Source organism: Bradyrhizobium liaoningense (genome assembly GCF_018130825.1).
GTDB classification, from domain to species: Bacteria; Pseudomonadota; Alphaproteobacteria; order Rhizobiales; family Xanthobacteraceae; genus Bradyrhizobium; species Bradyrhizobium liaoningense_B.
This window is the reverse complement of sequence record NZ_JAFCJS010000007.1, coordinates 278426-290711: the sequence shown is the minus strand read 5'-3', so window position 1 is coordinate 290711 and position 12286 is coordinate 278426. Positions and strand designations below refer to the sequence as shown.

General features: G+C 65.5%; 14 protein-coding genes. 4 read left to right on the top strand and 10 right to left on the bottom strand.

What is annotated here, in order from left to right:
- Window positions 1-6: 6 nt before the first annotated feature.
- The 10 genes from JQ603_RS28875 to dapA are packed head-to-tail and all read right to left on the bottom strand — an operon-like array spanning window position 7 to window position 7881.
- Window positions 7-786: an amino acid ABC transporter ATP-binding protein gene (locus JQ603_RS28875; RefSeq protein ID WP_212344395.1), complete on the bottom strand. Its 780-nt coding sequence runs from the start codon at window positions 784-786 to the stop codon at window positions 7-9.
- Complete coding sequence (locus tag JQ603_RS28870) at window positions 783-1514, bottom strand: amino acid ABC transporter permease (protein WP_212344392.1); 732 nt, start codon at window positions 1512-1514, stop codon at window positions 783-785. The genes JQ603_RS28875 and JQ603_RS28870 overlap by 4 nt, the downstream gene beginning before the upstream one ends.
- Before the next feature lie 17 nt (window positions 1515-1531).
- Window positions 1532-2476, bottom strand: a complete 945-nt coding sequence (locus JQ603_RS28865) for an ABC transporter substrate-binding protein (RefSeq protein WP_245003913.1) — start codon at window positions 2474-2476, stop codon at window positions 1532-1534.
- A gap of 14 nt (window positions 2477-2490) precedes the next feature.
- Window positions 2491-2793: a DUF4286 family protein gene (locus JQ603_RS28860; protein WP_245003912.1), complete on the bottom strand. Its 303-nt coding sequence runs from the start codon at window positions 2791-2793 to the stop codon at window positions 2491-2493.
- Between the two features lie 11 nt (window positions 2794-2804).
- Window positions 2805-3758 carry a dihydrodipicolinate synthase family protein gene (locus tag JQ603_RS28855; RefSeq protein WP_212344386.1) on the bottom strand — a complete coding sequence of 318 codons (954 nt, stop codon included), beginning with the start codon at window positions 3756-3758 and terminating at the stop codon, window positions 2805-2807.
- Window positions 3755-4186 carry a MaoC family dehydratase gene (locus JQ603_RS28850; RefSeq protein ID WP_212344384.1) on the bottom strand — a complete coding sequence of 144 codons (432 nt, stop codon included), beginning with the start codon at window positions 4184-4186 and terminating at the stop codon, window positions 3755-3757. The genes JQ603_RS28855 and JQ603_RS28850 overlap by 4 nt, the downstream gene beginning before the upstream one ends.
- Window positions 4187-4189: 3 nt before the next feature.
- Complete coding sequence (locus JQ603_RS28845) at window positions 4190-4597, bottom strand: MaoC/PaaZ C-terminal domain-containing protein (protein ID WP_212344382.1); 408 nt, start codon at window positions 4595-4597, stop codon at window positions 4190-4192.
- 10 nt (window positions 4598-4607) lie between these two features.
- Window positions 4608-5771 (bottom strand): acyl-CoA dehydrogenase family protein, encoded by a 1164-nt coding sequence (locus tag JQ603_RS28840; protein WP_212344380.1) that lies wholly within the window; start codon window positions 5769-5771, stop codon window positions 4608-4610.
- Entirely contained in the window at window positions 5768-6958 is a 1191-nt protein-coding gene (locus JQ603_RS28835) for a CaiB/BaiF CoA transferase family protein (protein ID WP_212344378.1), read from the bottom strand. Before JQ603_RS28835 ends, JQ603_RS28840 begins: the two co-directional genes overlap by 4 nt.
- A 14-nt stretch (window positions 6959-6972) precedes the next feature.
- Window positions 6973-7881, bottom strand: coding sequence for a 4-hydroxy-tetrahydrodipicolinate synthase (gene dapA, locus JQ603_RS28830; protein ID WP_212344664.1), 909 nt, complete (start codon window positions 7879-7881; stop codon window positions 6973-6975).
- A gap of 184 nt (window positions 7882-8065) precedes the next feature.
- On the opposite strand from dapA, the gene JQ603_RS28825 reads away from it, so the two are divergent.
- The 4 genes from JQ603_RS28825 to JQ603_RS28810 are packed head-to-tail and all read left to right on the top strand — an operon-like array spanning window position 8066 to window position 12278.
- Window positions 8066-9163 carry a LacI family DNA-binding transcriptional regulator gene (locus JQ603_RS28825; RefSeq protein WP_212344376.1) on the top strand — a complete coding sequence of 366 codons (1098 nt, stop codon included), beginning with the start codon at window positions 8066-8068 and terminating at the stop codon, window positions 9161-9163.
- A 3-nt stretch (window positions 9164-9166) separates the two neighbouring features.
- Complete coding sequence (locus tag JQ603_RS28820; RefSeq protein WP_212344374.1) at window positions 9167-9535, top strand: tautomerase family protein; 369 nt, start codon at window positions 9167-9169, stop codon at window positions 9533-9535.
- A gap of 12 nt (window positions 9536-9547) precedes the next feature.
- Complete coding sequence (locus JQ603_RS28815; RefSeq protein ID WP_212344372.1) at window positions 9548-10690, top strand: acyl-CoA dehydrogenase family protein; 1143 nt, start codon at window positions 9548-9550, stop codon at window positions 10688-10690.
- 4 nt (window positions 10691-10694) lie between these two features.
- Entirely contained in the window at window positions 10695-12278 is a 1584-nt protein-coding gene (locus JQ603_RS28810) for an acyl CoA:acetate/3-ketoacid CoA transferase (protein WP_212344369.1), read from the top strand.
- Window positions 12279-12286 lie beyond the last annotated feature (8 nt).

The window sequence follows — 12286 nt, the reverse complement described above, 5'->3', positions numbered from 1 at the left end:
CATCGGCTAGTGAATAATCTGGTCGAGGAAAGTCCGCGCCCGCTCGGACTTCGGATTCTTGAAGAACTCCTCCGGCGCGGCCTGCTCGACCACCTTGCCCTCGTTCATGAACACGATGCGGTCGGCGACCTCGCGGGCAAAGCCCATCTCGTGCGTCACGCACAGCATGGTCATGCCCTCCTCCGCGAGCTTCTTCATGGTCTCCAGCACCTCCTTGACCATTTCAGGGTCGAGCGCCGAGGTCGGCTCGTCGAACAGCATGATCTTGGGACGCATGCACAGCGCCCGCGCGATGGCGACGCGCTGCTGCTGGCCGCCGGAGAGCTGCCCCGGGAATTTTCCGGCCTGGTCCGGAATCCGGACTTTTGTGAGAAAATGCATGGCGAGGTCCTTGGCCTCCGCCTCACTCATGCCGTTCGCGGTCATCGGTGCCAGGGTGCAGTTCTCCAGCACCGTCATGTGCGGGAACAGATTAAAACTCTGGAACACCATGCCGGTGTCGCGCCTGACCGCATCGATGTTCTTGCGCTGATGGTCGAGCTCGACGCCGTTGACGTAGATCAGTCCTTCGTCGTGCCTCTCGATGTGGTTGATGCAGCGGATGAGCGTCGACTTGCCCGAGCCGGAGGGCCCGCAGACCACGATCTTCTCGCCCTTGGCGACCTTGAGATCGATCTGGTCGAGCGCGGTGAAGTCGCCATAGTGCTTGTAGACCGCCTCCATGCGAACCGCGGGGACCTCGCGGACTGTTGCACTTTCGACCGTAGTCATCGACATCTCACTCATGCCCGGGCCTCCACGCTCGCCTGTGCGACCGGCGCCCTCGCCGCGACCTTCCTGGATTTCGCAACACTCGATCGACCGAAATGCTTCTCGAGCCGGCGCTGCACCGCATCCCAGACCGAGGTGAGGATCAGGTAATACGCGGTTGCCGCCGCATAGACTTCAAGGATCTGGAAATGCTCCTGCATCAGCATGTCACTGCGGCGCATCAGCTCCTCGACCGAGATTACGGAGGCGAGCGAGGTCGCCTTCAGGAGCGAGTTGATGGAGTTGCCGAGCGGCGGGATCATCAGCCGGAACGCCTGCGGCAGGGTGACGCGACGGAACGTGACCCAGGGCGACAGGCTGAGCGCCCAGGCGGCCTCGCGCTGCCCCGCCGACACCGCCATGAAGCCGCTGCGCACGATCTCGGCGAGATAGGCCGCCTCGTTGAGGATCAGGCCAACGAGCGCGCAGGTGATCACGCTGAACTTGATGCCCAGCTGCGGCAAGCCGCTGTAGATCACCACCAGCTGGATCAGAAGCGGCGTGCCGCGGAAGAACCAGATGTAGAAACGCGCGGCACCCGCGAGCACCGGATTGGACGACATGCGCAGCAACGCGATGCCCATGCCGAGAATCAATCCGCCGACAACCGCCGCCACCGTCAGGCCGATGGTGACGAGCACTCCCTTCATCAGGAAGTAGTTGAAGAAGTAGCTGACGGCGGCCGTCGGACTGAAATGGCTCATCGGCTCGTCTCCGTATCTCAGGCCGGACCGGGGCCGGCGATCGCAAGCGGCTGATCGGCCGGCATGGCGGTCAGGCCGAACTTGTCGAACAGCGCCTGATAAAAGCCGTCGGCCCGCATCGCGTTGAGCGCCTTGACGACGGTATCGGCGACAGTCTTGTTGCGGAAACCAAGCGTGGTCCTGGCCGTGCCGAGCCCGCTCAGAACTTCCTTCACGCGACCACGGCCGACGAGATCGCGCGCCACGCTGTCGACCAGCAGCGCGTTATCCACCTGCCCCGCAAGCAGCGCACTCACGACGTTCGTCGCGGTCGGGAACGTGCGCATCTCGACGGCTGCGCCGCCCTTTGCCACGCTCGCATCGCTGAGTTTCTTGAGCCAGTTCATCTGGTAGCTGCTGACCTCGACCGCGGATGATTTTCCGATCAGATCGTTCTCGGTAGCAAGTTTTGTGCCGCTATCGGGCGCAACCACGACCGAGATCGCCTGAATGGCGTACGGCACCATGTACATCAGCTTCGAGCGTTCCTCGGTCCAGAACATGCCGGTATTGACGCCGTCGATGCGCGCTGCGCCCAAGGCAGGAATCATGGCCGGAAAATCCATCCGGACGAGTTCGACCGGAAGACACAACCGCTTGCCGAGCTCGGCGGCGAGCTCGACGTTGAGGCCCTGCAACTGACCGTCCTTGTCGACGAATTGCTGCGGCGGATTGGTCGGGTTGATGGAGAGCTGCAGTTTACCGGGCGCAATCAGATTGTCATCGGTGATTGCGGGCGTACATGCGGCATGCACCGCCGTCGATGCGAGAACGAGTGCTGCGGCCGCACTCAAGCGAAACAGTGTCGAGACCATGGATACCTCCAGTAAGACGCCAATGACCGATGCAGTCCCTCGTCCGGGATTCCCCTTTGACGTTTCTTGGATGCGGCCGGCCGGATCTCGCGACACGGCAGGCAGCATCGTCTTCGATCCTCTCAAGCCGGTCCCGACATCGGCCTGAGCTGGATGCGCATGAAATTCTTCACCAGGGATTCGAACGGACCAAAACCCTTCACCTTCAGGAATTCCGGCGTCTCGAATGCCCATCGTCCCGCGACTTCGTACATCGCGGCATATTTCGGCCCGTCGCCGATGGAGACGAAGCGTTTTGCCGAGAGCCAGCCGGGACAAGCGAGCAGATCAGGGAAATGCTTTTGCTCGTACCAGGCGTTGAACGCAGCCTCGTGCTCGGGATCGATGTCGACCCGCACAATATGGATGAAGGCTCCGTCCGGCATCGTCTCGTCCCTCATGCCAGGCGGATGTCGCCGGCCGCGCGCGCCGCGCCGACCGTCGTTGCAATGGCATCGCACAGCGCAGGCAGAACCGGCAGCAACGGCGGCCGCGGATCGGCGTTGCGGATCAGGCCGAGCGCCTTCAGCCCGACCTTCATGCGGGTGTGCATGTCCATGATCGGCGCAGGTCCGTAGATGGCGCGGACGATCGGATAGAGCCGCTCGTTGACGGCGCGCATCGCCTTGAGGTCGTCGGCAAGCGAGGCCTGCCACAGTTCTGCGAACAGATGCGGGGCGAGACTGACAAGGCCGGAGAGAATGCCGTCGCCGCCGACGGCGAGCTGCGGCAGGAACCAGTTGAAGTTCGACGGCAGGATCGCGACAGACGGATCGGCCTGCTTCACCGCCCGCCGGTTCTCGTCATAGGCCAGCATGGTGTCGCTGCCTTCCTTGATGGCGATGACGCTGTCGAGCGCGGCGATCTTCGCCAGCGTCTCCGGCGAATAGCCGAAGCCGGACGCAAGCGGATACTGGAAGATCGACACGGGAATGCCGATGGCGGAGCTGACCGCCTGCACGAAGGCCACCGGCGCGCGCGAGGTCGCCGAGGCGCCGCCGCCGAGCGGCGCGGGCGGGAACAACACCGCGCAATCGGCGCCGGCAGCTTCCGCGAGCTGGGCCTGATGGATCGCTTCCGCGGTGGAATGCGCGATGATGCCGGCCAGCAAAGGCTTGCCGCCGATCTGCCGGCGTGTCCGCTCGATCACGGCCTGACGCTCGTCGTCCGAGAGCGACCCGCCCTCGCCGGCATGGCCATTGACGAACACCGCCGCGATGCCGTCCGGGCACGCGCAATAGTCCAGCAGGCGGGCATAGCCGTCCCAATCGATCGAGCTGTCGTCCTTGAAGGGCAGCACGGTCGCGACCGTGACGCCGCGCAAATCCGGTTTCTTCATCGCCTTGCTCATGATGGTTTCCGCCGCGGAAATTTCAGGCTCGCGCGCGCCTTCAGCACTTCGAGGCCGCCCTCGTTGCGCGCGCTCGCCTCCCAGATGATGGTGCGGGTCGCCTCGTGCTGCTCGGCGATCCAGACGTCGAAGGTGAGCGTGTCGCCGTAGAACACGGGGCCGGTAAACCAGAAGCGGTCCTCCACCGACACGCCGATGGTGCCGACCAGCTCAGAGGTGAGGATGCTGGTGCAGAGGCCCGCGACCATGATCCCCGGCGCCAGCCTGCGGCCGAAGCGCGTCGCGCCGGCATAGACCTCGTCGACATGAACAGGGCCGAAATCGCCGGTCGCGGCGATGTAGAGCGCGCCATCGGCTTCGGTGATGGTCTTGCTCAGGCTGACCCTGTCATTCACCTTGAGATCGTCGAAGGACTTTGGCTCGTACATGGCTCAGGCCTTGGCAAAGGGAACCAGGGTCGCGGTGCCGTCGACCACGGTCGCGCCTGAGGGCGACAGCGTGCAGGTGATGCGGCAGACTGCGTCATCGCCCGCAACCGAGACGATCTCGGCCCTGGCTTCGACCGAGTCGCCGACAATCACGGGCGCCGCGAACGTCAGCGCGATACTGCCGATCCGCCGTGTGGGACCACCGAGCTGGCTGAGGCAGGTGGTGGCGAGACCGCCGACCGCGAGCTCGAAGGCCACCATGTTGGACGCGCCCGCCTTCTTCGCGCGGACGGCATCGACATAGAGCCCGCCGAGATTGCCGCTGATGCCGGTGAACATCGCCTGCTCGGCGACCGTCATGGTCTTGCGGAAGGCGAAGGCGGCGCCGGGCTTGAGAGGTGCGTGAGACATGAGACGTTCCCTAGAGCTGCAAGCCGTTCTTGATGGTGCTGCGCGCGACCAGCATGCGGTGAATCTCGGAGGTGCCGTCATAGATGCGGGTGACGCGGGCATCGCGGTACATGCGCTCCAGCGGCAGGTCCTTGCTGAATCCCATGCCGCCGAACACCTGGATGGCGCGATCGACGACGCGGCCCTGCATCTCGGACGCCGCGACCTTGATCATCGAGACCTTGTCGCGCGCATCCTTGCCTTGATCGATGTCCCACGCGGCGTTCATCACCATCATCTTGACGCCAAAAATCTCGGTGGCGGAATCGGCGATCAGCTTCTGCACCATCTGGAAGTCGCCGATGAGCTGGCCGAACTGGCGCCGTTCGCCGGCATGCTTGCGCATCATCTCGAGCGCGCGCTGCGCCATGCCGACCGCGCGGGCGCCGATATGGGCGAGACGGATCTGCAGCACGCTCTGCATGATCAGCTTGAAGCCGCCGCCGACCTCGCCGAGCACCGCCGCCTTCGGAATGCGGCAATCCTCGAAGCTCAGCTCGGCATGGCCATAGCCGCGATGGCCCATCATCGGCTGGGTGCGCGCGACCTTGAAGCCGGCTGTACCGCGATCGACCAGGAACAGCGTGATGCCGCCGCGCGCCCGCTTGTCCTTGTCAGTCAGCGCCATCAGGATCACATAATCGGCGATGTCGCCGTCGCTGATGAAATGCTTGGTGCCGTTCAGCACCCATTCGTCGCCGTCGAGATGCGCCGTGGTGCTGATCGACGCCGCGTCGGAACCGGCGCCCGGCTCGGTGATCGCCATCGCGCAGATCTTGTCGCCCTTCACCGTCGGCAGCAGATAGCGCTCGACCTGATCGCCCTTGCAGGCCATCAGCATCGGATAGACCTGGCCGAACACGCGGCGGATCAACGCGTCCGACGTCTTGCCGAATTCTTCCTCGACCAGGCAGTGCTCGACGCAAGTGAGCCCGCCGCCGCCGACATCAGCCGGCATGTTCATGGCGTAAAGGCCGAGCTTCTGCGCCTTGGCCTTGGTGACCGCGAGCGCGTCGGCCGGCACCTTGGCCGTCTGCTCGACGACGTCTTCGAGCGGCTGCACCTCCGTCTCGACGAAGCGGCGGACGGTGTCGATCAGGAGGCGCGTCTCTTCGGGGAGTGAAAAATCGATCATCGCGCCACCCCCACAGCCTTGCCGGCAACCATGGCGTCAATCTCGGCGGCGCCGTAGCCGATCTCGCCGAGCACTTCGCGCGTCTGCGCGCCCAGCCGCTGCGGCACCAGCCGCACCTCCGGCGTCTGCCCGTCATAGCGCGCGGGATGCGCGACCATGCGGATCGGCGCGCCGCCCGTACTCTCGGCACTCTTGAACACGCCGAGATGCCTGAGCTGGGGATCGGCCTCGAGGTCGCGATAATCCTGCACCGGCGCGTGCCAGATCTTCGCGGCTTCCAGCGCGGGCAGCCAATCTGCCGTCGACTTCTGCTTCAGGCGCGCCGCGACGATCCGCGTGATCTCCTCGCGCTTCGAAAAACTGTCGGTGTCGCCGAACTGCTTCAGCGCTTCGCTCTCGAGCGCAACGGCGAGCGCCTTGGGCGCGGCCATGGAGATCGCCATATGACCGTCCGCCGTGGCGTGAACGCCGTAGGGCCCGGGGCTGAACCAGGCCGCGATGCCGGCCGGACCGCGCGACGTCGGCGACGGCGCGCCGTTGAGCCATGCCGTCAGCGGCTCGACCTGGAGATCGAGCGCGGCCTGATAGAGGTTGACCTCGACGAGCCGGCCTTTTGCGGTCTTCGTTCGCGCGAACAGCGCCGCGAGGATGCTCATGGCATAGAGCGAGGCGGCATGCTGATCGACGATGACGGCGCCGACCGCGGTCGGTTCGCCGTCCGCACGCCCGGTCCGCATCGCCAGGCCCGACATCGCCTGGAGCAGCAGATCCTGGCCGGGGCGATCCTTGTATGGCCCGTCCGATCCGAAGCCGGTCGCGACCGCATAGATCAGGCCGGGGTTGATCGCCTTGAGCGTGTCGTAGCCGAGGCCGAGCTTGGCCATGGTGCCGGGGCGAAAATTCTCCATCACGACATCGGCGGTCGCGACCAGCTTCTTCACCGCGGCGATGCCGTCGGGATGCTTGAGATCGACCGCGATGCTGCGCTTGTTGCGCCCGGTCGCCAGATGATTGACGCTGTCGCCTGCAACGAAATGATTGGCGACCGCCCAGTTGCGCTGGAACGCGCCCTCGATCGGCTCGACGGCGATGACGTCGGCACCGAGATCGGCGAGCGTCTGCGCCGCCAGGGGCCCCGCGAGATAGTGGTTGAAGCTGAGGATCTTGACGCCGTCGAGCAGGTTCATCCGTTCACCTCAATCTAGGCAGCCGCAACCGGCGCGCCGCGCCAGGCGAGATCAAACGTCTTGACCAGGGCGCGCGCGGCCGCATCCTGCGCGGCCGGCAGCGGCAGACGCGGCGGGCGCGGATGGCCGGCCGCAAAGCCCATATGACTGAGCAGCGCCTTGCTGCCGGCGACATAGGCCTGGCCGCCGACGAATTCGATCACCGGCAGGTATTTGAGATAGAGCTCGCGCGCTTCCTTGATCGCGCCGTGGTCGGCAACGAGGCTGAAGATGCGGGCCATCTCTGCCGGGACCACGTTGGAGGCCACGGCCACCCAGCCCTGCGCGCCCTCGACGAAGGATTCGAAACCGAGGATGCCGCCGAACACCGTCATCCTGTCGCCGCAGAGCCGGATGATGTCGCGCACCCGCGTCACCTCCAGCGTCGACTCCTTGATATAAAGGCAGTTGTCGATCTCGGCGATGCGCGCCACGAGCGGCGGCTTGAGATCGACATTGGCGGTCGCGGGATTGTTGTAGACCATGATCGGCAGCGCGATCGCGTCGGCCACCGTCTTGTAATGATGGACGAGCTCGTCGTCGGTCGGCGTCGAATAGAACGGCGGGATGATCATCACACCATCAGCGCCCAGTTTTTCGGCACGGCGGCTGAGGCGCACCACCTCACGCGTATCCTCCGCGCCGGTGCCGATCAGCACGGGGACGCGGCCCGCGGCCTGGCGAATGACGACCTCCGCCACCAGCGCCTTCTCGTCGTCGTCCATGGACAGGAACTCGCCGGTCGAGCCGAGCGGGATCAGCCCGTGAATGCCCTCTGCGATCTGCCAGTCGACGAAGGCGCGCAAGGCCGCGACGTCGACCTCGCCCGCTGCCGTGAACGGGGTGATCATGACGGTGTAGGTACCGCGGAACGTCTTCATCAGGGTACTGCCGGGTGCTCGGGTGGATTCAGACGATGGATGCTGCCTGCGGAATATCCGCACGCTTTATGCAATCGTTTGCATAAATGGCTCTGCATTGGGCAACACCATCCATTTTTTGAGCTTGATCCGCGTGGAATAAGCTCATAGCGTTTCTGCAATCGTTTGCAGTCTATCGGCAGGTTTGATGAGCGTCACGCTCAAAGATGTGGCACAGGCGGCCCGCGTTTCAGTCAGCACTGCTTCCCGAGCGCTGACGGGAACCGGCCTGACTAGCGAGCGTACGCAGCAGCGCCTGGTGCGCATCGCACGCGAGCTCGGCTATCGGCCGAACCCGATCGCGCGCGGCCTCAAGACCGGACAATCGCGGCTGGTGGCGCTGCTCGTCCACAATCTCACCAACGCCTCGTTCCAGGTGATGGCCGAGGTGGTGCAGGCGCGCCTGAAGGCGCTGGGTTATCAGATGCTTCTGTGCATCGGCGGCGACGATCCACAGCAGGAGAGCGACACCCTCACCACGCTGGTCGACCACCGCATCGACGGGCTGATCGTGGTGCCCACCGGCAAGAACGGCGCGCAGCTCAAGACGCTCTCCAAGGACGTGCCCATCGTCTGCCTGGTGCGGCGCGATGACGCGACCGATCTCGAGACCGTGCTCGCCGACGATCCGCAAGGCGCTTATCTGGGCACGCGCCATTTGATCGAGCTCGGGCACAAGCGCATCGGGCTGATCGTCGGCCGCCAGGACACCACGTCCGGCCGCGAACGGTTGTCCGGCTATGTCCGCGCGCTGCGTGAGGCGGGGATCACCAGGGACGACGCATTGATTCACGCGGGCCATTTCGAGCCCGAGACCGGCGCGACCTTTGCCCGCAAGCTGCTCGACCTCCCCCGCCCGCCCAGCGCGATCTTCGTCGCCAATCATGAGGCCACGCTCGGTGTGCTGCGCGTCACGGCGGAACGGAACATCGCCGTTCCCGATGATCTCTCCCTGCTCTGCTACGAGGACATGCCGTGGTTCGAATGGCATCGCCCGGCGATCAGCATCGTTGACAACGGCGCGCGGGACCTTGCCAATCTCGCCGTCGACCGGCTGCTGCATCGCATGGATGCCAGGGGAAACAGCAAGGGTAACGGCAATGACGGCGTGCGCGAATATCGCGTCGGCGCCAAGCTGATCCAGCGCGACTCCTGCCGCCAGATCGATGGCCCGGCCCCTGCAAAACCCGCGAAGTCCAAATCCTCTTCATCCAAATCATCTGCGGCCAAATCCGCGAAGGTCTGACCGATGCCCTATGTCGAAGTGCTCGCCCCGCAAGTCCCATCCCAGCGCAAGGCCGCGCTGGCGCGGTCGGTGACCGACGGCCTGATGTCGGCGTTCGGCGTCACCGCTGATACGGTCACGCTCTATTTCCTGAACATTGCGCCCGACGACTACGCCCATGCCGGCACGTTCGGCGCTCCGGCCACCGGCCAGCGCATCCTGCTCAAGGTCCACGCCTTCCGCCGCAGCGAGGCCGAGCGCCGCGCCGCCGCCATCGCGCTGACCCGCGCCGTATGCAGCGCCTATGGCGTGCCCGGCGACGACGTCGCGGTCTATTTCTGCGACCGCGACCGCAGCGAAGTCTCCCACGATTCCAAGCTCGCCAGCGACTGACGGGAGCACGCCATGGACCGCTTCTACAGCCAAGACCAGAAAGCCCTGCGCGAGACCGCCCGCCGCTTCGCGGAAGCGGAGATCCTGCCGCGCGCCGCCGCGATCGATCGCGAGGACCGCTTCGACCGCACCCTCTACAAGGGCATGGCCGATCTCGGCCTGTTCGGCATCTGCCTGCGTGAAGGCGCCGGCGGTGCCGGTCTCGACGCGGTCGCGGCCTGCATCGCGATGGAGGAGCTGGCGCGCTGCTCCGGCGCGGTCGCCAACGCCTTCGCGATCCCCGTCGAAGCCGTGCTGTTCTTCGACCATCACGGCACCGACGCGCACAAGGCGCTGATCCCGAAGATCCTGAGCGGCGACATCATTCCCGCCACCGCCGTCTCCGAGCCCGATCACGGCTCCGACGTAGCTAGCATCCGCACCAACGCGGTGCGCGAAGGCAACGGCTGGCGGCTCAACGGCACCAAGGCCTGGGTGACGCTCGGCGGCGTCGCCGACCGCATCATGGTGTTCGCGCGCACCGGCGCCGAGGCGGGCCACCGCTCCATCTCCTGTCTTCTCGTCGACGGCGCCCTGCCCGGCATCGCCCGCGGCAAGAACGAGGAGCTGCTCGGCATGCACGGCCTCGACGACTGCCAGATCACCTTCTCCGATGTGCGCCTGCCCTCGGACAGCGTGATGGGGCCGGAGAACCAGGCCTTCAAGATGGCGATGAGCAATTTCAACTTTAGCCGGCTGATGATGGCCTCGATGGCGCTCGGCATGGCGCAGGCCGCGTTCGAGGACGCGACCGCCTATGCCAAGGACCGCAAGCAGTTCGGCCAGGCCATCATCGGCTTCCAGGCGGTGCAATTCATGCTCGCGGACATGTCGACCGACATTGCGGCTGCGCGCCTCCTGATCCATCACGCCGCGCGCCTGCACGATGCCGGTGAGCCGATTGCCAAGGAGGCGGCGCAGGCAAAGCTGTTCACCACCGACATGGCGATGAAGCACGTCTCCAACGCACTGCAGATCCACGGCGGCAACGGCTATTCGCGCGAGTACCGCATCGAGCGCATCTTCCGCGACGTCCGCCTCGCCCAGATCTACGAGGGCACCAACCAGATCCAGCGGCTGATCATCGCCCGCCAGGTCGAGAAGGAGGCCGCGTGAGGGCATGCTGAGCATCATCACCGCGAAAGAAGCAGCGGGCCTGATCCGCGACACCGACACGCTGATCGTCGGCGGCAACGGCGGCACCGGCGCTGCCGAAGCCATTCTCGACGCGCTGGAGCAGCGCTTCGTCGGCGGCCAGGGCCCGCACAATCTGACGCTGATCAACATCACCGGCGTCGGCGCCGTGACCGAGAAGGGCCTCTGCCATCTCGCCCATGAAGGCCTGATCGCGCGCGTCATCGGCGGCAATTTCGGCCTCCAAGTGCCGTTCATGCGCCTCGTCCGCGACGAGCTGATCGACGCCTATAATTTCCCGCAAGGCGTGATGAGCCAGCTCTGCCGCGCCATGGCCGCGAAACATCCCGGCGTGCTCACCCATGTCGGCCTCAACACCTATATGGACCCGCGCCAGGACGGCGGCCGCATGAACAAGCGCACCACCGCGCCGCTGGTGGACCTGCTCGAGCTGCACGGCCAATCATACCTGCTCTACCGCGTTCCCAATCCGCCCGATGTCGCCATCATCCGCGGCACCTCTGCCGACGAGGACGGCTATATCAGCATGGAGCACGAGGGCACGACGCGCGAGGATCTCTCGATCGCGCAGGCCGTGCACAATGCCGGCGGCACCGTGATCTGCCAGGTCAAGCGCATCGTCAAGCGCGGCTCGATCCATCCGCAGATGGTGAAGATCCCGGGCTTCCTGATCGACCACGTCGTGCTCGAGCCCGAGCAGATGCAGACCTACGGCACCGCCTATGATCCCGCGCGCTGCGGCGAGACGCGCGTGCCGGTGGCGATGATCACGCCCGATCCTCTGACCGAGCGTCGGGTGATCGCCCGCCGCGCCGCTTTCGAATTGCGCCCGCGCGACGTCGTCAATCTCGGCGTCGGCATCTCCGCGATGATCCCGAATGTCGCGGCCGAGGAAGGCATCTCCGACTTGATCACGCTGACGGTGGAGTCAGGCGTCGTCGGCGGCGTGCCCGGGCATGCGCGCGAATTCGGCACCGCGATCAATCCGCGCGTCATTCTCGACCAGGCCTATCAGTTCGACTTCTACGACGGCGGCGGCCTCTCCTGCGCCTTCCTCTCCTTCGCGGAAGTCGATGAAGCCGGCAACGTCAACGTCACCCGTTTCGGCGAGCGCCGCGACGGCTCCGGCGGCTTCATCGACATCACGCAGAACGCCAAGCGGCTGATCTTCAGCGGCACCATGACCGGCGGCAAGTTCGACATTGGCGTCGAGAACGGCCGCCTCGCCATCCGGCGCGACGGCGCCTTCCGCAAGTTCGTCCCACAAGTCGGCCAGATCAGCTTCAGCGCCTCGCTCGCGGCGCAGCGCGGCCAGCATGTCAGCTACGTCACCGAGCGCGCCGTGTTCGAGCTCGAGAACGGCCACGTGACCCTGACCGAGATCGCCCCCGGCGTGCGGCTCGAGGAGGACATCCTCGCCCATATGGGCTTTCGCCCACGCATCAGCCCGCAGCTGAAGGACATGGACCCGCGCATCTTCCGGTCCGGGCCGATGGGGATCGCGCAGAGCTTCAAGGCGCTGCCGGCGCGGCCACGGAAGGTTGCCTGAGGGATCAG

Bases quoted from the DNA above. Each gene is read 5' to 3' on its own strand.
- JQ603_RS28875 (WP_212344395.1), bottom strand. From the start codon at position 786: ATGAGTGAGATGTCGATGACTACGGTCGAAAGTGCAACAGTCCGCGAG.
- JQ603_RS28870 (WP_212344392.1), bottom strand. From the start codon at position 1,514: ATGAGCCATTTCAGTCCGACGGCCGCCGTCAGCTACTTCTTCAACTAC.
- JQ603_RS28865 (WP_245003913.1), bottom strand. From the start codon at position 2,476: ATGCTGCCTGCCGTGTCGCGAGATCCGGCCGGCCGCATCCAAGAAACG.
- JQ603_RS28860 (WP_245003912.1), bottom strand. From the start codon at position 2,793: ATGCCGGACGGAGCCTTCATCCATATTGTGCGGGTCGACATCGATCCC.
- JQ603_RS28855 (WP_212344386.1), bottom strand. From the start codon at position 3,758: ATGAGCAAGGCGATGAAGAAACCGGATTTGCGCGGCGTCACGGTCGCG.
- JQ603_RS28850 (WP_212344384.1), bottom strand. From the start codon at position 4,186: ATGTACGAGCCAAAGTCCTTCGACGATCTCAAGGTGAATGACAGGGTC.
- JQ603_RS28845 (WP_212344382.1), bottom strand. From the start codon at position 4,597: ATGTCTCACGCACCTCTCAAGCCCGGCGCCGCCTTCGCCTTCCGCAAG.
- JQ603_RS28840 (WP_212344380.1), bottom strand. From the start codon at position 5,771: ATGATCGATTTTTCACTCCCCGAAGAGACGCGCCTCCTGATCGACACC.
- JQ603_RS28835 (WP_212344378.1), bottom strand. From the start codon at position 6,958: ATGAACCTGCTCGACGGCGTCAAGATCCTCAGCTTCAACCACTATCTC.
- JQ603_RS28825 (WP_212344376.1), top strand. From the start codon at position 8,066: ATGAGCGTCACGCTCAAAGATGTGGCACAGGCGGCCCGCGTTTCAGTC.
- JQ603_RS28820 (WP_212344374.1), top strand. From the start codon at position 9,167: ATGCCCTATGTCGAAGTGCTCGCCCCGCAAGTCCCATCCCAGCGCAAG.
- JQ603_RS28815 (WP_212344372.1), top strand. From the start codon at position 9,548: ATGGACCGCTTCTACAGCCAAGACCAGAAAGCCCTGCGCGAGACCGCC.
- JQ603_RS28810 (WP_212344369.1), top strand. From the start codon at position 10,695: ATGCTGAGCATCATCACCGCGAAAGAAGCAGCGGGCCTGATCCGCGAC.